This window comes from Actinacidiphila acidipaludis, assembly GCF_019890725.1.
Classification (GTDB): domain Bacteria; phylum Actinomycetota; class Actinomycetes; order Streptomycetales; family Streptomycetaceae; genus Actinacidiphila; species Actinacidiphila acidipaludis.
In genome coordinates, this window is record NZ_JAINZZ010000013.1 from 22,790 (window position 1) to 42,036 (window position 19,247).

Here is a 19,247-nt window from a genome sequence, read left to right on the forward strand (position 1 = left end):
GCCCGGATGGGGTGGCCGGGTCGGCCGTGAGCCGTCAGACCCGGCGCAGCACGGCCACCACCTTGCCGAGGATGGTGGCCTCGTCACCGGGGATGGGCTGGTACGCCGAGTTGTGCGGCATCAGCCAGACATGGCCGTTGTCCCGCTTGAAGCGCTTGACCGTGGCCTCGCCGTCGAGCATGGCGGCCACGATGTCGCCGTTCTCGGCGACGGGCTGCCGCCGCACGGTGACCCAGTCGCCGTCGCAGATGGCCGCCTCGATCATCGAGTCACCGACGACTTTGAGGACGAACAGCTCGCCGTCGCCCACAAGCTGGCGGGGCAGCGGGAACACGTCCTCGACCGACTCCTCGGCGAGGATCGGGCCACCGGCGGCGATCCGGCCGACCAGCGGCACGTACGAGGCGGAGGGCTTGCCCGTGGTGTCCGTCGGCTGCGGCGACCCGGCGTCCGAGGCGCGGACCTCGTAGGCGCGCGGGCGGTGCGGGTCGCGCCGCAGGAAGCCCTTGCGCTCCAAGGCCATCAGCTGGTGCGCCACCGAGGAGGTGCTGGACAGGCCCACGGCCTGGCCGATCTCCCGCATGGACGGCGGATATCCGCGCCGCTGCACCGAGTCCCTGATCACGTCGATCACGCGCCGCTGCCGTTCGGTCAGGCCGGAGCTGTCCGCGCGAATACCGGGGGGCCGTCCGGGAAGCGCGCGTGCGGGCTTGGGGGCGTTCTCTTCGTTCATCACGTCCAACGGGCCGATTCGATCCGGGGAGCGGTCATGGGCGGTCATTGTGGCGGTCGCACTCTCTGCGGCGGTGGTCACGGCGGCCCCTTTCGAGATGTTCTCCACCGCATGGACTGCGGTCGGCCCGCTCGCGGCACGGGCAGTTAGTACAACGGTAGTGGGTTTCGAAAGGTTGCGCCAAACACACGTTCGAGTGAATTTGCATAAATCCGCTGACGTGATCAAGGTACCGGGTGTATTGATCGAATGGAAGTTCGATTCGGGATTCGCTGGATCCGGGTGCGCGGACGGCCGCCGGGCGCCCCGAGATCGCCCCCGCGGCCGTCTCGGAAACACCCCCTGCGGTCGCCTCCGGGGCACCCCTTGTGGCAGTCTGCCACCCGCCCTCCGCGACGCGCCCGGAATCGCCGTTGCTCACCCTGTGGGGTGTCCCGGAACCCCTCCGTGGTCGCGGCCGCACGGGCGACACGCGGGTGACACGCGAGTTCGCCAGGATGGTGAGCGGACACCAGATCTAGTGGTTGGATAGACCCCGGCCACCACAACTTGTGGTTCGCGTGGCTAGTATGGAGACCGTTCCGGCGGCCCGTGAGGGCCTGCGCGGGCGTCGTTGTCGTGCGCTCACCCCCGGGTGAGGAAGGGAGGGAGGAAGACATGCACTGCCCCTTCTGCCGACACCCCGACAGCCGCGTCGTGGACAGCCGCACCACCGACGACGGAGCCTCGATCCGTCGCCGGCGCCAGTGTCCCGACTGCGGCAGACGGTTCACGACCGTCGAGACCGCGTCCTTGATGGTGATCAAGCGCAGCGGCGTGACCGAACCCTTCAGCCGTGACAAGGTGATCGCCGGCGTGCGCAAGGCGTGCCAGGGCCGCCCCGTCACCGAGGACGCACTCGCCCAGCTCGGGCAGCGCGTCGAGGAGGCGGTCCGGGCCACCGGCAGCGCCGAGCTGTCGACCCACGACGTGGGGCTGGCCATACTCGGTCCGCTCCAGGACCTCGACCTGGTCGCCTATCTGCGCTTTGCCTCCGTGTACCGCGCTTTCGACTCGCTCGAGGACTTCGAGAGGGCCATCAGGGAGCTGCGCGAGCAGCTCCCACCCCAGACTCCTGGCGGGCTCGACGAGGACCTCGGAGTCCCCGCGTCCGCGGCCGCCGCCGACTGACCGGCGCGCGCAGGACCCGATTCAGCCGGAGCGCCCTGGGGGGTGCCGAGGCGGCAGACAACACCGTGTTGCGGGAAGAACCGCGCACATCAGGGCGTTTTCGCCCGTATAGGGAGGCGGAATGACAGAGACGACGAGCGGCCCGGCGCGCGGTTCCCGTACCAAGGGGGCGAAGGCGAGCAAGGGCCTGCGTATCGAGCGCATCCACACCACCCCCGGCGTACACCCGTACGACGAGGTGGTCTGGGAGCACCGTGACGTCGTCATGACCAACTGGCGCGACGGCTCGATCAACTTCGAGCAGCGTGGCGTCGAGTTCCCCGACTTCTGGTCGGTGAACGCGGTCAACATCGTTACCAGCAAGTACTTCCGCGGCGCGGTCGGCACCCCGCAGCGCGAGCAGAGCCTGAAGCAGCTCATCGACCGTGTCGTGCTCACCTACCGCAAGGCGGGCGAGGACCACGGCTACTTCTCCTCCCCGGCGGACGCCGAGATCTTCGAGCACGAGCTCACCTACGCGCTGCTGCACCAGGTGTTCAGCTTCAACTCGCCGGTCTGGTTCAACGTCGGCACCGCCCAGCCCCAGCAGGTGTCGGCCTGCTTCATCCTGTCCGTCGACGACTCCATGGAGTCCATCCTCGACTGGTACAAGGAAGAGGGCATGATCTTCAAGGGCGGTTCGGGCGCCGGCCTGAACCTCTCCCGGATCCGCTCCTCCAAGGAACTGCTCTCCTCCGGCGGCAACGCCTCCGGCCCGGTCTCCTTCATGCGCGGCGCCGACGCCTCCGCGGGCACCATCAAGTCGGGCGGCGCCACCCGCCGCGCCGCCAAGATGGTCGTGCTGGACGTCGACCACCCCGACGTCGAGGCGTTCATCGAGACCAAGGTCAAGGAGGAGGAGAAGATCCGCGCCCTCCGTGACGCGGGCTTCGACATGGACCTCGGCGGTGACGACATCACCTCCGTGCAGTACCAGAACGCCAACAACTCGGTCCGCGTCAACGACGAGTTCATGAAGGCGTACGAGTCCGGCTCGAACTTCGGCCTGCGCGCCCGCATGACCGGCGAGGTCATCGAAGAGGTCGACGCCAAGGCGCTGTTCCGCAAGCTCGCCGAGGCCGCCTGGGCCTGCGCCGACCCCGGCATCCAGTACGACGACACCATCAACCACTGGCACACCTCGCCGGAGACGGGCCGCATCACCGCCTCCAACCCCTGCAGCGAGTACATGCACCTGGACAACTCCAGCTGCAACCTGGCCTCCCTGAACCTGCTGAAGTTCCTCCGCCACGACGACGCGGGCAACCAGTCGTTCGACGCCGAGCGCTTCGCCAAGGTCGTCGAGCTCGTCATCACGGCGATGGACATCTCCATCTGCTTCGCCGACTTCCCGACCGAGAAGATCGGCGAGACCACCCGCGCCTTCCGTCAGCTGGGCATCGGCTACGCCAACCTCGGCGCCCTGCTGATGGCCACCGGCCACGCCTACGACTCGGACGGCGGCCGCGCTCTGGCCGGCGCCATCACGTCGCTGATGACCGGTACGTCCTACCGACGGTCGGCCGAACTCGCCGCCGTGGTCGGCCCGTACGAGGGGTACGCCCGCAACGCGGACGCCCACAAGCGGGTCATGAAGCAGCACTCCGACGCCAACGGCGCCGCCAAGCGCATGGACGACCTCGACACCCCGGTGTGGGCCGCGGCCACCGAGGCGTGGCAGGACGTCCTCCGCCTCGGCGAGAAGAACGGCTTCCGCAACGCGCAGGCCTCGGTGCTCGCACCGACCGGCACCATCGGCCTGATGATGGACTGCGACACCACCGGCGTCGAACCGGACCTGGCCCTGGTCAAGTTCAAGAAGCTCGTCGGCGGCGGCTCCATGCAGATCGTCAACAACACGGTGCCGACCGCCCTCAAGCGGCTCGGCTACCAGGAGGAGCAGATCGAGGCGATCGTCGCCCACATCGCCGAGCACGGCAATGTGGTCGACGCACCCGGCCTGCGCCAGGAGCACTACGAGGTCTTCGACTGCGCGATGGGCGAGCGGGCGATCTCCGCCATGGGCCACGTGCGGATGATGGCAGCGGCCCAGCCCTTCCTGTCCGGTGCCATCTCCAAGACGGTCAACCTGCCCGAGTCGGCGACCGTCGAAGAGGTCGAAGAGGTCTACTACGAGGGCTGGAAGCTCGGCCTGAAGGCCCTGGCGATCTACCGCGACAACTGCAAGGTCGGCCAGCCGCTGTCCGCAAAGAAGAAGGAAGCGGCGAAGACCGAAGCCGTCGCCGAGGCGCCCGCGGCGGTGGAGAAGGTCGTCGAGTACCGCCCGGTCCGCAAGCGCCTCCCCAAGGGCCGCCCGGGGATCACCACCTCCTTCACGGTCGGCGGTGCCGAGGGCTACATGACGGCCAACTCCTACCCCGACGACGGTCTGGGCGAGGTCTTCCTGAAGATGTCCAAGCAGGGCTCGACCCTCGCGGGCATGATGGACGCCTTCTCCATCGCCGTCTCGGTCGGTATGCAGTACGGCGTTCCGTTGGAGACCTACGTCTCGAAGTTCACCAACATGCGCTTCGAGCCGGCCGGTCTGACGGACGACCCGGACGTGCGGATGGCGCAGTCGATCGTCGACTACATCTTCCGACGCCTGGCGCTGGACTTCCTGCCCTTCGAGACCCGTTCCGCGCTGGGCATCCACTCCGCGGAGGAGCGGCAGCGGCACCTGGACACCGGCTCCTACGAGCCGGCCGAGGACGAGGTGGACGTCGAGGGCCTGGCCCAGTCGGCGCCGCGCGAGGTGGAGTCCCGCAAGCCGCTGTCGGTGGCCAAGCCCGCCGAGTCCGAGGTGGCTCCCGCTCCGGCGCCCAAGGAGGCGCACAACTCCACGGAGCTGCTGGAGATCCAGCTCGGTCTCAACGCCGACGCCCCGCTGTGCTTCTCCTGCGGCACGAAGATGCGGCGCGCCGGGAGCTGCTACCTGTGCGAGGGCTGCGGCTCGACCAGCGGCTGCAGCTGACGTCCGACGGATCGTTCACTGATCCGGACGTGATCAACCTCAGGTGATCACCGTCCGACCGGAAACGATCGGCATCTGTCCGCACCGAGGGTGCCGGCCCCGCAGGGGGCCGGCACCCTTCGTCGTTCGGGCGTGTGTCACGGCCGGACCGTGCGCCTCCGGGCCGGACCCGGGATCGGGCGCGGGCCGTGGCACGGCGCCAACGCCATTACGATGGCGCGGTGTTGGTGAAGTGGATACGGTGCGGCGTCCTGGATCGGCCGGGGTTCGAGCGCGGACAGCGCCGATGGGCGGCCCTTCGGGAGCAGCCCGGATTCCGGGGTCAGGGTGGTGGCTGGAGCAGGTCGCAGCCGGGCGTGGCGCATCTCTTCGCCTTCTGGGACGGGCGTCGGTCCTACGACGCCTTCATGGCCGGGCCGCACGACGGCATGGTCTCCGCGCAGCACGGGACTTTCGAGACGCTCGCGGTCCGGCTCTTCGAGCACCGGCTCGACGTCAAGGTCGGCTTCGAGCCGCTGTTCGGCGACGCCGACCTGCTGCGCGTGGCGCTGTGCAAGGTGCGCCCTGACCGCATCGACCACTTCACGCTCATGCAGCAGCGCGTCTGGAACCCCGCCATGGCCGGTTCGCCGGGCATGCTGCGCGGGGTCTTCGGCCAGGGGGACGCGTCCGACTTCCTGGTGCTGTCCATGTGGGACAGCGCCACGGAACACGGCAAGTACCGGGAAGGGGCGGTGTCCCGCCTGTCCGAGCGCGCGGAACTGGAGGACGACGTGGTGTCCGTGGCCGGGGACGTGGTGGACGTGGTTCCCGCGTGGACGGTTTGACGCGGAGCCTGTCGCGACGGTCGGCCCGGCCCTGGCGCCGGGCGCTTTCTGACGCTTGACCGGTCCTGGTGCCGGGCTGTTGCCGACGTCGGCGCGGGAGCGCCGTGCTCGGGAGGGTCAGCCGGACTCGGACACTCCGGGCAGCGGCCGCAGCAGGGTGGCCAGCGCGGCGCTGATCTGGTCGGCGAGTTCGTCGTCGACCGGGGCGTGGTGGCTGATCAGGCGGTACCACATCGTGCCGAAGGCGAAGTCGACGGCGAGGTCGAGCGGGACGCGTTCGGCCAGTTCACCGCGCTCCACGCCCCGGGCCAGGACGAGACGCAGGGCATGGCGCCGGGGGCCGATCACCGTTGCCTGCAGCCGGTGTGAGAGGTCCGGGTCGTGCTGGGCCTCGGCCATCAGGCCGACCAGCGCCTTGCCCGTGAGCCGGTTGGCGAGGGCGAAGGTGGCCGTCAGCAGCGTGCGCAGATCCTCCAGCGTGTCGCCGCTGTCGGGGTCCAGGTGCTCCGACGCGCGCAGCCGCAGGTCGCGCAGCGCGTCGATGAGGACGTCCTGCTTGGCGGGCCACCAGCGGTACACCGTCTGGCGTCCGACCCCCGCCGTCTCGGCGATGGCCTTCATGGTCAGCGCCTGGTAGCCGCCCTCCTGGCAGAGCTCCAGCGCCGCGTCCAGCACCGCACGCCGGGCGGTCTCGCTGCGTGGCCTGCCCCGAGCGGGTGAATCGTCCATGGGCTCACTTTACAGGACACGATGTCTCGCATATATTTAACGAGTCACGGTGTCCCGTAAAGGGGGGCCGGTGTCAGGTCGGCGTCGGTCGGTACAGAGGTACGACGCGCAACACGCGCAGACAGAGGGTGGGGAACGGACATGGATACGCAGCGGACGGCAGCGGCCGCGCCGGAGCAGGGAGAACGCCGGGCCGCGACGGAACGTGTGGTCATCATGGGTGGCACCTCGGGCATCGGCCTGGCCACCGCCGAACGCGAGCTGAGGGAAGGCCGCGAGGTGATCGTGACCGGCCGGGACAAGGGCCGGCTGGACGCCGCACTGGAGCGTCTGGGGGAGGGTGCCTCGGGTGCCTCCCTGGATGCCGGGGACGAGAACGCGGTGAAGGCCTTCTTCGAGTCGATCGGCCCGATCGACCACGTCGTGGTCGCCGTGACGGGCAACACGGCCGCGGGGCCGTTCGGCTCCCTTGCGCTGTCCGACCTGCGGGCGGCCACGGAGGGCAAGCTGATCGCGCAGGCCGCCACGGCGCAGGCCGCGCTGAAGAGGCTGCGGCCCGGTGGATCGCTCACCTTCGTCACCGCGGGGTCGTCCGGTGCTGCGATACCGGGGACGGCCGGCCTCGCGGCGGTCAACGCGGCCGTGGAGGCGATGGTCCCGGTCCTGGCGGTCGAGCTGGCGCCGACCCGGGTGAACGCCGTGTCCCCGGGCATCGTCGACACCCCGTGGTGGGACTGGCTGGACGCGGACGCCCGCCGTCGGACCTTCGATGCCTACGCCGAGGCGGCACCGGCCGGGCGGGTCGGACGCCCTGAGGACGTCGCGCAGGCGATCGGGTACCTCATCGCCAGCACCTTCACCACCGGTGTGGTGCTGCCGGTCGACGGGGGATCCCGGCTGCGGCCCGCCGGCCTCTGAACGGGCGCGGCCCGGTTCGGTGAAGGCGTCGGTGCTGGTCCCCGCCGCGCTCCCGGTCGAGCGTGGCAATAGGCTGACTCCCATGGGACGTCCTCGCCGCATCGTGCTCATCCGGCATGGCGAGTCCCAGGGCAACGCGGACGACACGATCTACGCACGAGTGCCGGACCACGCCCTGGAACTCACTGACCTGGGGATGCGGCAAGCGCGGCGCAGCGGCCAGGACCTCCGGAAGATCTTCGGCGAGGAGCGCGTCCAGGCGTTCGTGTCGCCCTATCGCCGCACCTGGGCGACCTTCCGGGCTCTCGGTCTCGATCCATGGCTCGTCCAGGCCCGCGAGGAGCCCAGGCTGCGCGAGCAGGACTGGGGCAACTGGCAGGACCTGGAGGACATCCAGCGGCAGCGCAAGGCCCGGGACGCCTACGGGCACTTCTTCTACCGCTTCGCCATGGGGGAGAGCGGAGCCGACGTCTACGACCGGGTCGGAGCCTTCCTGGAGACGCTCTACCGCGCTTTCGACAAGCCCGACTTCCCGCCGAACGTGCTGATCGTGACGCACGGGCTGACCATGCGCCTGTTCTGCATGCGGTGGTTCCACTGGACGGTCGAGGAGTTCGAGACGTTGTCCAACCCCTCCAACGGCGAGTCACGGACGCTCATCCAGGGCCGCGACGGCCGGTACTCGCTCGACCGGCCCTTCGAGCGCTGGGGCACCCCGGGGCCGCCCGGCGGGGGCTGTCTGTGAGACCGGCAGTCGCCCTGCCGGGAAGTGTCCGGAGGGACCGTCCATGGCACTCGGGCACTCGTTCGCGCCGAGTCATGACCTGAAACGGCCGGAGAACCCAGCAGCCAGGTGAGTTTGGGCACATGGAGATTGACCCGGATCACGTGCGATGTCAGAGTTTTCGCGCCATGACCGCGCACACCACCGACTCCGACCGGCTCGCCCGTGCCGTGTCCAGCCTCCAGGGGCTGGCCGTGGGCGACGCACTGGGATCCCAGTTCTTCGTCCCCGCCAACTACACCGCCCTCCAGATCGGCGAACTGCCGCCCGGGCCATGGCGATGGACCGACGACACGGAGATGGCGTGCTCGGTGCTGGCGATCCTGGCCCGGCACGGCCGCATCGACCAGGACGCCCTGGCGATGTCCTTCGCCGAGCACCATGACTTCGACCGGGGTTACGGGCCCGCCGTGAACCGCATGCTGCGCCAGATCCGCCAGGAAGGCGCCGACTGGCGCGAGCTGGCCGCCGCGCTGTTCAACGGCCAGGGCTCGTGGGGCAACGGCGCCGCGATGCGTATCGCCCCGCTGGGCGCCTGGTACGCGGGCGACCCGGTGCAGGCCACGCACCAGGCGGAGATCTCCGCGTACCCCACACACCAGCACCGTGAAGCCGTGGTCGGGGCGATGGCGGTCGCCGCGACCGCCGCCATCGCGGCCGATCCGGAGACCTGCCCGGAGGATCCGGCCGACCTGCTGGCATCCGTCCTCGAGCTGGTGCCGCGCAGCGCCGTGCACGCCGGTATCCGGCGGGCACGGGACATGCTCGACTACGGCGACGTCGGCACCGTTGCCGCCGTCCTCGGCTGCGGCCGGCGCACCACAGCCCATGACACCGTCCCGTTCGCCCTCTGGTCCGCGGCCCGCCATCTCGGCGACTACGAACGGGCCTTCTGGACCACGGCCCGTGCCGGCGGGGACATCGACACCACGTGCGCCATCGTCGGGGGGATCCTCGCGTCCTGTCCCGGCGGCGGACCGCCTGCCAGCTGGACCGAGCGGACCGAAAGCCTCCCCGATTGGGCCGTCCCGGCCTGATCGCCCGTCTCTCCGACCCTCCGGAGAGGCCGGTTTGCCGCAGAGTAGGCTGGAGCCGCCATGCCGTACGAACCACCCACTCACAGCGTCGAACGCTCGATGCGCGCCACCATGGGCGTCCGGACCGTTGCCGGTGTCGACGAAGTGGGACGCGGGGCCTGGGCCGGGCCGGTCACGGTGTGCGCGGCGATCACCGGTCTGCGCCGCCCGCCCGAGGGCCTGACCGACTCCAAGCTGATCACCCCCAAGCGCCGGACCGCACTGGCGGGGATACTGACCGGCTGGGTCACCTCCTACGCGCTCGGGCACGCCTCGAACGAGGAGATCGACGAGCTCGGTATGACCGCCGCCCTGCGACTGGCCGCCGGCCGTGCGCTGGACGCGCTGCCGGAACGCCCCGAGGCGGTGATCCTCGACGGCAAGCACAACTACCTCGGTGGCTCGTGGCGCGTGCGTACGGTGATCAAGGGTGACCAGTCCTGCGTCGCGGTGGCCGCCGCCTCTGTCATCGCCAAGGTGCACCGTGATGCGGCTATGGCCCAACTCGGCCTGGAATACGAGCCGTTCGCATTTCAGGAGAACGCCGGTTATCCGTCGCCCGTCCACCGGGCGGCCCTTGAGGAGTTCGGGCCGACCGGTCACCACCGCCTCTCATGGTCCTACCTGGACGCGATGCCCCGCTGGCAGCACCTGAAGAAGGTGCGCGAGGACATCGACACAGGGGAACAACTCGGTTTCGATTTCTGATCCAGGAGCCACCCCCCGCTGCGCATTCCGACCACGTTTGATAGACATCAACTCATGCCTCTCACCCCCGAGGAGCCTCAGATTCACGAGAGCGTCCCGGGTCCCCGCACTGCTCAGGCCGCCGGCCGAAGTGCGTCGACCCCCCGTCCTGTACCCGGCCCGCCGCGTCCCGCGGCGCCGCGATCCTCAGCCCCCCGACCTTCCGCGCCGCGTCCCGCGCCGCCGAGGGAGCCCGCTGCCGCAGGCGTCGGCTCCGGCCGTTCCGTTTCCGGCCGCAGCGCCGGCGTTACGGCTGCCACCCCGACCCCGGCCACCCCGGCAACTCCTGCTCCGGAGCAACGAGCCGCCGTCACCGCGCAGTCCACGGTGCCCAAGCAGCGTGAGGGCGGCAGTGGCGGCACCCAGATCCAGCTCATCCCCGCCCCGGCCGACGGCGCGATCGACGCCGCCGACGAGACGGTGGATCTGCTGCTGGACACCGGGCGCGCGCCCGGGGAGATCCTGGTGCTGACCTCCGGCGAGCGACACCCGTGGGCCGCCCACGAACTGACCTTCGGCGAGGAGTCCTACTGGGCCCAGTACGACGCCGCCGACGATGTCTTCTACGCGGACATCGCTGCCGACCGTGCGAAGGGCCGTCCGGTCGTCGTCGTCGCGGTCAACGGCGGGAATGACGAAACGATGCCTCAGGCACTGGCAGGCGCTCTCGAGCGGGCCGGTGCACTGCTGATCGTCTGCGGCGACCCGGCGCGGATCAACACGCTGCTCGGCGCGAACGCCTGACCGCTGCCCGTCACCGGGCGGCGGCCGCCCGGGGCAGCGGTTCCCGCGTCTCGCCGGGCAGCGCGGGCGCGTTGCCCGAATGCCGGGACCGCGGGTCCGAGTTGGGCGTCCGGCCCGTCCGGTTCTCGCCGATGACGTTCCAGCCCTCGCGGGTGAGCGTCACATAGGAACCGCAGCGCAGGCCGTGCAGGCCGCAGGCGTCGCGCAGCCCCCACATCCACGCCCCGTCCTCCGGGGTCCACCCGGACTCGCCGTCCCGGCAGACCATGAGGACCGCGGTCCGCACCGGGTGGCGCAGCCGCAGGTCGTGGGGGATGACCCGGCGGAGATGGGAGAGCAGGGCGTTCCGCCGCTCCCAGCCGTCGAGGACACCGAGCCGTCCGGAGAACGAGGCGCTCGCCCGCAGCCGTCCGTCCGGGTCGTACACCGCGACGACCGCGGTGGACGGGGAGGGCAGATGCCGGGCGTGCAGGTCCTTGATCACGTCACGCGGGTTGGCCAGCAGTGGGACGAAGACGTCGGCCCACTCCGCGGCCTCCAGGTTTCTCGTGGTGAGGGAGGAGGTGGCGGTGGACGACGCCGCAACGAAGCCTATGGTCACGGTCCTCCCTTCCACGGATACACCCGTTGGACCGGGCGCGGGCGCACTCCGGTCAGGGGGCTCCAAGAGCCGAACGGGGATCCGAGGCAATTCTTCCCTTCGCAACTCCGTGCGGCAACGGGCAATTGACCGACCGGACCGGTATGGACCTGTCCGCCGGATAGATCCCTTCCGGATACAGCTACGTGTCACCACCGGTCACCCCTGGACCGCCAGGACCAGCGGGAACACAGCCGTCGCTCCTGCCCGGCGCAGCATCCTGGCCGCGATGGCGAGCGTCCAGCCGGTGTCGGCGTAGTCGTCGACCAGCAGAACAGGCCCCGGGTCCGCCTGCAATGCCGCGACCAGGTCCGCGGGCAAGGTGAACGCGTCATGCAGTGTGCGCACGCGCTGCGCGCTGTTGCTGCGCGGCACGCCCCCAGGGCTCTCGCCGGGCGCGTACTCGATCCTGCCGAGGAGCGGCATACGTCCGACCTGGGCGAGCCGACTGCTCAGGGACTCGATCAGAACGCCGCGCCGCCGGGACGCCAGACTCACCACGCCGACCGGACGGCTCGGGGCGTCCGGCTCCCCGCTCGCCCAGCCACCCGGCCCCTTGGCCCAGTCGGCGAGCACCTGCACCATCGCGTCGACCGCCTCGGGCGGCACGGGCTGGTCGGCGGCTCCCTCCGTGAACAGTGGTCGCAGCCGGTTGCCCCAGCCGATGTCGGAGAGCCGGCCGAGAGCCCGGCCCGATTGGGACTGTTCGGCCGCGGCGATACGGCCCTTGAGAGCGACACCCATGGCGTCCAGGCCGGTGGGCCACATCTTGCGCGGCTCGATCTCCACACCGGGGCGGCCGAGCGCGGCCCGTGCGGCGTCCAGCGCCGCGGACGACACCTCCGGCGAGTAGCGGGCGCCGGCGCAGTTGTCGCAGCGGCCGCAGGGTGCCGCCTGCTCGTCGTCCAGTTGACGGCGCAGGAACTCCATCCGGCACTGGGTGGTGCCCGCATACTCGCGCATGGCCTCCTGTTCGGCCTCACGCTGCCGGGCCACCCAGGCATAGCGGTCGGTGTCGTAGGCCCACGGCTCGCCGGTCGCGGTCCAGCCGCCGCGGACCCTGCGCACCGCACCGTCCACGTCGAGGACCTTGAGCATGATCTCCAGGCGGGAGCGGCGCAGATCGACACGCGCCTCGAGAGCGGGTACCGACAGCGGCCGGTCGGCCGTCTCCAGGATCTCCAGCGTGCGTCGCACCTGTTCTTCCGGAGGGAAGGCGAGGGACGCGAAGTACCGCCAGATCGCGGCGTCCTCGGGCCCGGGGAGCAGCAGCACGTCGGCGTGGTCGACGCCGCGTCCCGCCCGTCCGACCTGCTGGTAGTACGCGATCGGTGACGAGGGCGAACCGACGTGGACGACGAAACCCAGGTCCGGCTTGTCGAACCCCATACCGAGCGCCGAAGTCGCCACCAGTGCCTTGACCCGGTTGGCCAGCAGATCCGCCTCGGCGGCCTGGCGATCGGCGTTCTCTGTCCGGCCCGAGTACGAGGCCACCGCATGACCGCGCTGCCGGAGGAACGCGGTGATCTCGTCGGCGGCCGCGACGGTGAGCGTGTAGATGATGCCGGAGCCCGGAAGGGACTCCAGATGGTCGGCGAGCCAGGCCAGCCGGTGCGCGGCGTCCGGCAGGCGCAGGACCCCCAGGGACAGGCTCTCCCGTTCCAGCGGTCCGCGCAGGACCAGGGCCCCTTCCCCCTCGCCGCCGCTCAGCCCCGTGCCGAGCTGCTCGGCGACGTCCGCCGTCACGCGTGCGTTGGCCGTCGCGGTGGTCGCCAGCACCGGCACGCCCGGTGGCAGATCCGCGAGCATGGTGCGCAGCCGCCGGTAGTCGGGACGGAAGTCGTGTCCCCAGTCCGAGATGCAGTGCGCCTCGTCGACCACCAGAAGGCCGGTGGTGGAAGCGAGTTTGGGCAGCACCTGATCACGGAAGTCCGGGTTGTTCAGCCGCTCCGGACTGACGAGCAGTACGTCGACCTCGCCGGCCCCCACCTCGGCCTGGATGCCCTCCCACTCCTCGGCGTTGGACGAATTGATCGTGTGCGCGCGGATGCCCGCGCGCGCCGCGGCCTCCACCTGGTTGCGCATGAGCGCCAGCAGCGGCGAGATGATCACGGTCGGTCCGGCGCCGCGGCCGCGCAGCAGGGCCGTCGCGACGAAGTACACGGCCGACTTCCCCCAGCCGGTGCGCTGCACCACGAGGGTTCTGCGGCCGTGCGCGACCAGCGCCTCGACGGCGCGCCACTGGTCCTCGCGCAGCCGCGCGGTGCCCTCTTCGGCGCCGACGAGTCGGCTCAGTACGGTGTCGGCCGCGCTGCGCAGCGCGGTGGTGTCCTCGGTCATGTCCCCCATGCAACCCGATCGCACCGACATTCCGCCAACGGCACGGGCCGAGCCTGTGGACAACGCGGAGTCCAGAGTTATCCACAGGCATTCGGGGGGTCTGGTGCGAAACGTGTGCAATGCGTCATCGTCGAGTCATGACTCAGAGCAACCGAATTCACCACGGAAAGTCACCGGACGCGTCCGAAGAAGTCAAGGTCACCTTGCGTGGCCCTGACGAACTCGCCGACGCCCTGCCGTACCTGATGGGCTTCCATCCCAACGACAGCATCGTGCTCGTCGCCCTGCACGGCGAGCACGGCCGGTTCGGCGGGCGGGTGCGTCTCGGCCTGCCGCACGACCCGGGCGAATGGCCCGAAGTAGCGGCGCACCTCGCAGGGTGCCTGGTCAGGAACAGCGCCCAGCGCGGTGCCCCGCCGGACGCCGTCGTCGCCTTCGTCTGCGAGGACCCGGATGACGGAGAGGGTGCGCCGGAGGTCATGGAGCGGTTGCGGCCCCTCGTCCAGCACCTGCGGCTGGCGTGCGGAGCACTGGAGGTGCCCGTCGTCGAGGCGCTGTGCGTGTCGGCGGGCCGGTGGTGGTCCTACGTGCGGCCGGAATCGGCGCCCTCGCCGAAAGAAGGGGACGCTCTGCCGCCGCCGGGCAGCACCACGATGGCGGCGACCGCCGCGTATCTGGGCCTGCCCTCACCTTCGTCCTTGCGGGACATCGAGTCGCGGCTGAAACCGAGGGAACCGCGCGATCGTGAACACGAGATCGCGCTCGACACCGCCTCCGCGGAACTCGTGCCGCGCATGCTCGCCGACGGCGACACCAGCGAGGACATCAGGAACCGCACCATCACGCTGGCCCGCGGCGCGATGGCGAAGCTCCGCAAGGCTCCCGTGATCAACGACCCGGCGCGCGCCGACCGGCGGGACGACAGGCTCCTCGCCGACGACGAGGCCGCGATGATCATCCTCGGGCTCCAGGACCGGGACACCCGCGACCGCGCGGCGGAGTGGATGGAACCGGCCCAGGCCGACGCGGCGCTCCGACTGTGGCGGGCGCTGGCCCGGCGGTGCGCCGGCACCTACGCCGAGCACGCGGCGGCGCCGCTGACCCTCGCCGGCTGGGTGGCGTGGTCGTCGGGGGACGAGGCCGAGGCCCGCGCCGCCCTCGGGCTGGCGCTGGACCTCGAACCCACCTACACCTTCGCCCGCTTGCTCCACCACGCGGTCAACGCAGGCATGGATCCCGAGCTCTTGCGCAGCTCCCTGCGACGGGAGCGCCGCCGCAGGGTCATCGCCGCCTCTAGAGCTCGCCGCGGACCAGCCGGATCAGCCGGTCGAGCACCTGGCCGCCACTCATCCGGAGGCCGTCGTGCTCGTACTCGTCGGTGACCCAGGTCCGCAGGCCCCGCACCGCCCGTGCGGTGGCGAGGGAGTCGGCGGTGTCGACATACATGTCGTCGTGGTAGACGGCCGACGCGACGGGGACCTCGTTGCGGGCCAGGCGTTCGGTGTCGTACAGGTCCGGCCACTGCTGGCGCTCGGCCAGCAGCTCCGCCGTCTCGCGCAGCGACTGAAGAGCTGGATCCGTGGCGAACATCCACGGGTGGATGGTCTCGCCGGTGAAGAGCACCGGCCGGCCGTCGGCCAGCGCGGCCCCGGCGTCGAACTGCGGGAACTCCGCCCGGACGCGTTCCGCCGCCCACCGGGTACCGGCCGGGGAGACGGAGAGCTGGCCGTAGATGGCCTCGTGCAGCACCGCGTACAGCGGGTTGGTGGCGAAGGACAGGTGCCCCTGCGCCTGGGAGAGGAAGGTGTCGGAGAGTTCGGGGCCGGCCGGGGTCGTGACGAAGGCGTCCTCGATCAGATAGTGCAGGGTGTGCGAGCCGTTGCCGGACCCGAGCATCAGGCCGAGCGCCTGGAAGGCCTCCGGGGTGAGCCGGCCGCCGTCCGGCAGGGTCACCTCCCGCGTGCTGAGGTGACGTACGATCTCGCGCACCGCGGCCACGTCCTCGGGGTATCGCGCGTAGTGGGCCAGGTTCTTGCGCTCGATCCGGGGATAAGCGGCGCGGTAGACGTCCTCCGCGCTGCTGTGCAGTCCCGCCAGACCGCCGGTGATCATGACCTCGCGCAGTGCCTCGGGTGCGAACGACAGATAGGTCAGGGAGCAGAACCCGCCGAAGCTCTGGCCGAGCACGCTCCAGCGGCCGTCCTCGCCCAGCAGCGCCCGGCGGATGACCTCGCAGTCCCGGACGATGGAGTCGGCCCGGAAGTGCGCGAGGTATCGAGCCTGGGCGGCGGCGTCACCGCGGGCCGGGAGGGTCTGGCGGGTGGCTGGCGTGGACCGCCCGGTACCCCGCTGGTCGAGGAGCAGGACGCGGTAGTCGTCCAGGGCGCGGGTCAGCCAGCTGTCCCGGCCCAGCGGCCGCGGGGAGCGCCCGCCCGGCCCGCCCTGCAGGTACAGCAGCCAGGGCAGATGCTCCCGCTCCTTGCCCGTCGCGACGACTTCTCGCGCGTACACCTCGATCTGCTCCCCGCCGGGGTCGGCGTGGTCCAGGGGGACGGTGAAGGTGTGGTCGGTGATGACGGTGCCGGGCTGGCGGTGGACGGCCATGGGTGGAGTCTCCGGAGGTACGCGAGGTGGTGCGAAGGGGCGCGGGAGCCGTAACTCCCGTGGTGGAACGGTAGACGGGAGGTGATCAGCCCGCTCGGCGGGGTGGGTGTCGCCGGACGGGCCGCGCCCGGTGGGGCACGGCGGGAAAATTCGGTCCGACCTGATCGCCAAGAGATGCGATCCTGCTGATTATCGTCAGGCAGACGACTAAGATCACGGGCATGTCGCCCTACGACCCGTCGGCCTTCCCGCCGTTTGCCGTCACCGTCGACCTGGTCGTGCTCACGGTGCGCCACCACGCACTGTGCGCGCTGTCCGTGCGGCGGGGTGAGCCGCCGTTTCAGGGCCGGTGGGCACTGCCCGGCGGGTTCGTGCGGACCGACGAGGACCTCTCGCAGGCTGCCGCGCGCGAGCTGGCGGAGGAGACCGGGCTGCGGGCTCAGAACGGCGCCCACCTGGAACAGCTGGCGACCTACGGCGACCCGCAGCGCGACCCGCGGATGAGGGTGGTAAGCGTCGCTCACCTGGTCCTGGCGCCCGATCTGCCCGCGCCCCGGGCCGGCGGCGACGCCCGCAGCGCCCGCTGGGCGCCCGTGGGCACCCTGCTCGGGGAGAACGGCCAGGACCACGGTGGGGACACGGCGCCGCTCGCCTTCGACCATGGTCAGATCCTGGCGGACGGCGTGGAGCGCGCCCGTTCCAAGATCGAGTACTCGTCGCTGGCCACGGCGTTCTGCCCGCCGGAGTTCACGGTGGGGGAGCTGCGCAGGGTCTACGAAGCGGTGTGGGGCGTCGCCCTCGACCCGCGGAACTTCCACCGCAAGGTCACCGGCACGGTCGGGTTCCTGGTGCCGACCGGAGGGACGACGACGCGTCAGGGTGGTCGGCCGGCTCAATTGTTCAGGGCCGGGGGAGCGACGCTGCTCAACCCGCCGATGCTGCGGCCGGAGGTCTGACGCCCGGCGGATTGTTGTCCGGTTTCCTTACTTTTGGGCGTTAAGGTGCTGGGGTGATCCAGGCCATCGGATTGACCAGCGTGTCCCGCCGAGACGCCCGGCCCGCGGTCGCCGACCTGTCGTTCGAGGTGCGGCGCGGCGAGGTGACGGGCCTCCTCGGACCTGCCGGTGCGGGCAAGTCCACGGTCCTCCGCCTGCTGCTGGGTGTGGAGGCGGGCCGCGGCGCCACCCTCGTCGACGGCCGTCCCCTGCAGGAACTGGCCAAGCCGGCCCAGGAGATCGGCGCCCTGATCGGCGACGTCCCGGCGCATCCGCGACGTTCGGCCCGTGGGCATCTGCGGATGCTCTGCCCGGCCTTCGGGGTGCCGCTGTCCCGTGCGGACGAGGTGCTCGACCTCGTCGGCCTCGAGCCGGTGGCCGACGAACTCGTCGGGACCTACTCGCTGGGCATGGACCGGCGGCTGGGCTTCGCCGTCGCGCTGCTGGCCAGCCCCCGCGCCCTGATCCTCGACGACCCCGCCCGCGAACTCCCTCCGACGGAAGCGGCATGGGTCCACGACCTGGCACGCCGCCACGCCGCCGCCGGGGGAGCGGTGCTGCTGGCCGGCCGGGACGCCCGCGCCCTCGCCCGCACCGCTGACCGCGTGATCGCGCTCGACCGGGGGCGGATCGCCGCCGACGAGCCGGCTGAGCACTTCGCCCGCTCCCGGATGCGTTCCTACGTGGCGGTGCGCTCCCCCTACGCCCAGCGGCTCGGCGAACTGCTGGCCCGGGAGGGCGCGGAGGTCGTACCCACCAGCGGCAGCCGGATCGCCGTCTACGGCGCCACCTCCGCGGTCATCGGTGAGACCGCCTACCGCAACGGCATCCTGCTCCACCAGCTCGCCGACCGCACCGCCGAGAGCCCGGCCCCGGAGGCGACCGAGACGGCGTCGGCGGACCCGGTCCCGGCGGAGAACGCCGAGCCGCGGCGCGACCGGCACCGCCGGTTCGTCGTGCGGCCGCCCCGGCCCCCGGCCCGCGTCGGGCACCGCGACGGTCCCGCCCGGCCCTTCGGCTACGAGGTGCGGCGCGGGTTCGGGGTCCGCACCCCCTGGATCGCCGCGGCAGTCGCACTGCTGTGCTCGGCGGTCGGCACCATTCTCATGGCCCGCTACGGCAGCACCCCGCGCACGCCGCTGCGCCTGCTCTCCGGCTGGTCGTCGGAACTCCCGCTTCCCGGCGCCGCGATCGGGGCCGGCGGGCTGGGCGCGCTCACCTACGGGCAGGAGTACCTCTACCCCGCGCTCGCCCCCGGATACGGGCCCGAACCCCGCAGCTCCCGGCTGCTGGCGGCCAAACTCGCGCTCAGCGGCGGCGCGGCCCTCGTCCTGGCCGCTCTCGCCGCCGTGGTGGACGTCGCCCTGCTGCACACCCCGATCGCCGGAAGCCACGCGGCCGGGGGACTCGGCTCGCCCGCCGTGCTCGGCGGCTGGGCCGCCCTGGCCGTCGGCTGCGCGTGGGCCGGGGTGCTCGCCGCCGCCGTCTTCCGCACGACCGCGCTCGGCGTGGCGGCCGTGCTCGCCGTGCCGCTGCTGGCCGTACCCGCCGCGCGGGCACTGCTCGGTGAGCAGACGGCCCGGGAACTCCTGGACGCCGGCGGTGCGTTGTGGTCGATCGTCGGCGGCGTCCCGCAGGGCGACGGCAGCGCGGTGGCCACCGCGCTGAAGTTCGTCAGCCAACCGTTCGTTCTGGCGCTGGGGTTGTCGCTGACCGCGCTCCTCGGTGCCTACACGGCCAGCGCGTTGCTCGGCCGGCGTCGCGCACGCCGCTCAACTCCCCTGCCCGAGAGCCCAAGTGCCCCGCTTACCAGCAAGAAGGGATGATTCCTCCGGAAAACCCCGTCAATGATCAGGTGATGAGCGCTCACCCTTTCGTGTGCTTTTCAGCAAAGCCCTCAAGGCCCGCATCCGCATGGCCGACAAAG

Annotated in this window: 16 protein-coding genes; 11 read left to right on the forward strand and 5 right to left on the reverse strand. The window is 71.2% G+C overall.

Going from position 1 to position 19,247, the window contains the following annotated elements; translation table 11 throughout:
• Positions 1 to 34: 34 nt before the first annotated feature.
• Positions 35 to 814 (reverse strand): transcriptional repressor LexA, encoded by a 780-nt coding sequence (lexA, locus tag K7862_RS13515; RefSeq protein WP_222962790.1) that lies wholly within the window; start codon positions 812 to 814, stop codon positions 35 to 37.
• 576 nt (positions 815 to 1,390) lie between these two features.
• On the opposite strand from lexA, the gene nrdR reads away from it, so the two are divergent.
• The 3 genes from nrdR (at position 1,391) to K7862_RS13530 (ending at position 5,743) form a co-directional block, all read left to right on the forward strand.
• Positions 1,391 to 1,903, forward strand: coding sequence for a transcriptional regulator NrdR (gene nrdR, locus K7862_RS13520; protein WP_222962791.1), 513 nt, complete (start codon positions 1,391 to 1,393; stop codon positions 1,901 to 1,903).
• 121 nt (positions 1,904 to 2,024) lie between these two features.
• Positions 2,025 to 4,916, forward strand: coding sequence for a vitamin B12-dependent ribonucleotide reductase (locus K7862_RS13525; protein ID WP_222962792.1), 2,892 nt, complete (start codon positions 2,025 to 2,027; stop codon positions 4,914 to 4,916).
• Positions 4,917 to 5,137: 221 nt separating this feature from the next.
• On the forward strand, positions 5,138 to 5,743 hold the full coding sequence (locus K7862_RS13530) for a YdbC family protein (protein WP_222962793.1): 606 nt from the start codon (positions 5,138 to 5,140) through the stop codon (positions 5,741 to 5,743).
• A gap of 117 nt (positions 5,744 to 5,860) precedes the next feature.
• Here the strand turns inward: K7862_RS13530 and K7862_RS13535 are convergent, their stop codons facing one another.
• On the reverse strand, positions 5,861 to 6,472 hold the full coding sequence (locus tag K7862_RS13535) for a TetR/AcrR family transcriptional regulator (RefSeq protein ID WP_222962794.1): 612 nt from the start codon (positions 6,470 to 6,472) through the stop codon (positions 5,861 to 5,863).
• Between the two features lie 141 nt (positions 6,473 to 6,613).
• Here K7862_RS13535 and K7862_RS13540 point away from each other — a divergent pair, with 141 nt between their 5' ends.
• From K7862_RS13540 to K7862_RS13560, 5 genes are all read left to right on the forward strand, one after another.
• A complete protein-coding gene (locus K7862_RS13540; protein WP_222962795.1) occupies positions 6,614 to 7,390 on the forward strand; it encodes an SDR family oxidoreductase in 777 nt (258 codons plus the stop codon).
• An 82-nt stretch (positions 7,391 to 7,472) separates the two neighbouring features.
• The gene (locus K7862_RS13545) at positions 7,473 to 8,135 is read left to right on the forward strand and encodes a histidine phosphatase family protein (protein ID WP_222962796.1); all 663 of its coding nucleotides are present in this window, start codon (positions 7,473 to 7,475) and stop codon (positions 8,133 to 8,135) included.
• A 167-nt stretch (positions 8,136 to 8,302) separates the two neighbouring features.
• Positions 8,303 to 9,211 carry an ADP-ribosylglycohydrolase family protein gene (locus K7862_RS13550; protein ID WP_222962797.1) on the forward strand — a complete coding sequence of 303 codons (909 nt, stop codon included), beginning with the start codon at positions 8,303 to 8,305 and terminating at the stop codon, positions 9,209 to 9,211.
• A gap of 60 nt (positions 9,212 to 9,271) precedes the next feature.
• Positions 9,272 to 9,958, forward strand: a complete 687-nt coding sequence (gene rnhB, locus K7862_RS13555; RefSeq protein WP_222962798.1) for a ribonuclease HII — start codon at positions 9,272 to 9,274, stop codon at positions 9,956 to 9,958.
• Positions 9,959 to 10,012: 54 nt separating this feature from the next.
• Entirely contained in the window at positions 10,013 to 10,741 is a 729-nt protein-coding gene (locus tag K7862_RS13560) for a hypothetical protein (protein ID WP_222962799.1), read from the forward strand.
• Between the two features lie 10 nt (positions 10,742 to 10,751).
• Here the strand turns inward: K7862_RS13560 and K7862_RS13565 are convergent, their stop codons facing one another.
• Positions 10,752 to 11,342: a hypothetical protein gene (locus tag K7862_RS13565; protein ID WP_308011970.1), complete on the reverse strand. Its 591-nt coding sequence runs from the start codon at positions 11,340 to 11,342 to the stop codon at positions 10,752 to 10,754.
• Positions 11,343 to 11,540: 198 nt separating this feature from the next.
• The gene (locus K7862_RS13570) at positions 11,541 to 13,721 is read right to left on the reverse strand and encodes a DEAD/DEAH box helicase (protein WP_222962800.1); all 2,181 of its coding nucleotides are present in this window, start codon (positions 13,719 to 13,721) and stop codon (positions 11,541 to 11,543) included.
• A 137-nt stretch (positions 13,722 to 13,858) separates the two neighbouring features.
• On the opposite strand from K7862_RS13570, the gene K7862_RS13575 reads away from it, so the two are divergent.
• Positions 13,859 to 15,103, forward strand: a complete 1,245-nt coding sequence (locus K7862_RS13575; protein WP_222962801.1) for a DUF4192 domain-containing protein — start codon at positions 13,859 to 13,861, stop codon at positions 15,101 to 15,103.
• On the opposite strand, the gene K7862_RS13580 is transcribed toward K7862_RS13575, so the two are convergent.
• Positions 15,015 to 16,325, reverse strand: a complete 1,311-nt coding sequence (locus K7862_RS13580) for an alpha/beta fold hydrolase (protein ID WP_222962802.1) — start codon at positions 16,323 to 16,325, stop codon at positions 15,015 to 15,017. The two genes, K7862_RS13575 and K7862_RS13580, sit on opposite strands and share 89 nt — an antisense overlap.
• 221 nt (positions 16,326 to 16,546) lie before the next feature.
• On the opposite strand from K7862_RS13580, the gene K7862_RS13585 reads away from it, so the two are divergent.
• Together K7862_RS13585 and K7862_RS13590 are read left to right on the forward strand one after the other, a co-directional pair.
• A complete protein-coding gene (locus K7862_RS13585) occupies positions 16,547 to 17,281 on the forward strand; it encodes an NUDIX hydrolase (protein ID WP_222962803.1) in 735 nt (244 codons plus the stop codon).
• 53 nt (positions 17,282 to 17,334) lie between these two features.
• On the forward strand, positions 17,335 to 19,146 hold the full coding sequence (locus tag K7862_RS13590; protein ID WP_222962804.1) for an ATP-binding cassette domain-containing protein: 1,812 nt from the start codon (positions 17,335 to 17,337) through the stop codon (positions 19,144 to 19,146).
• Positions 19,147 to 19,247: the final 101 nt, after the last annotated feature.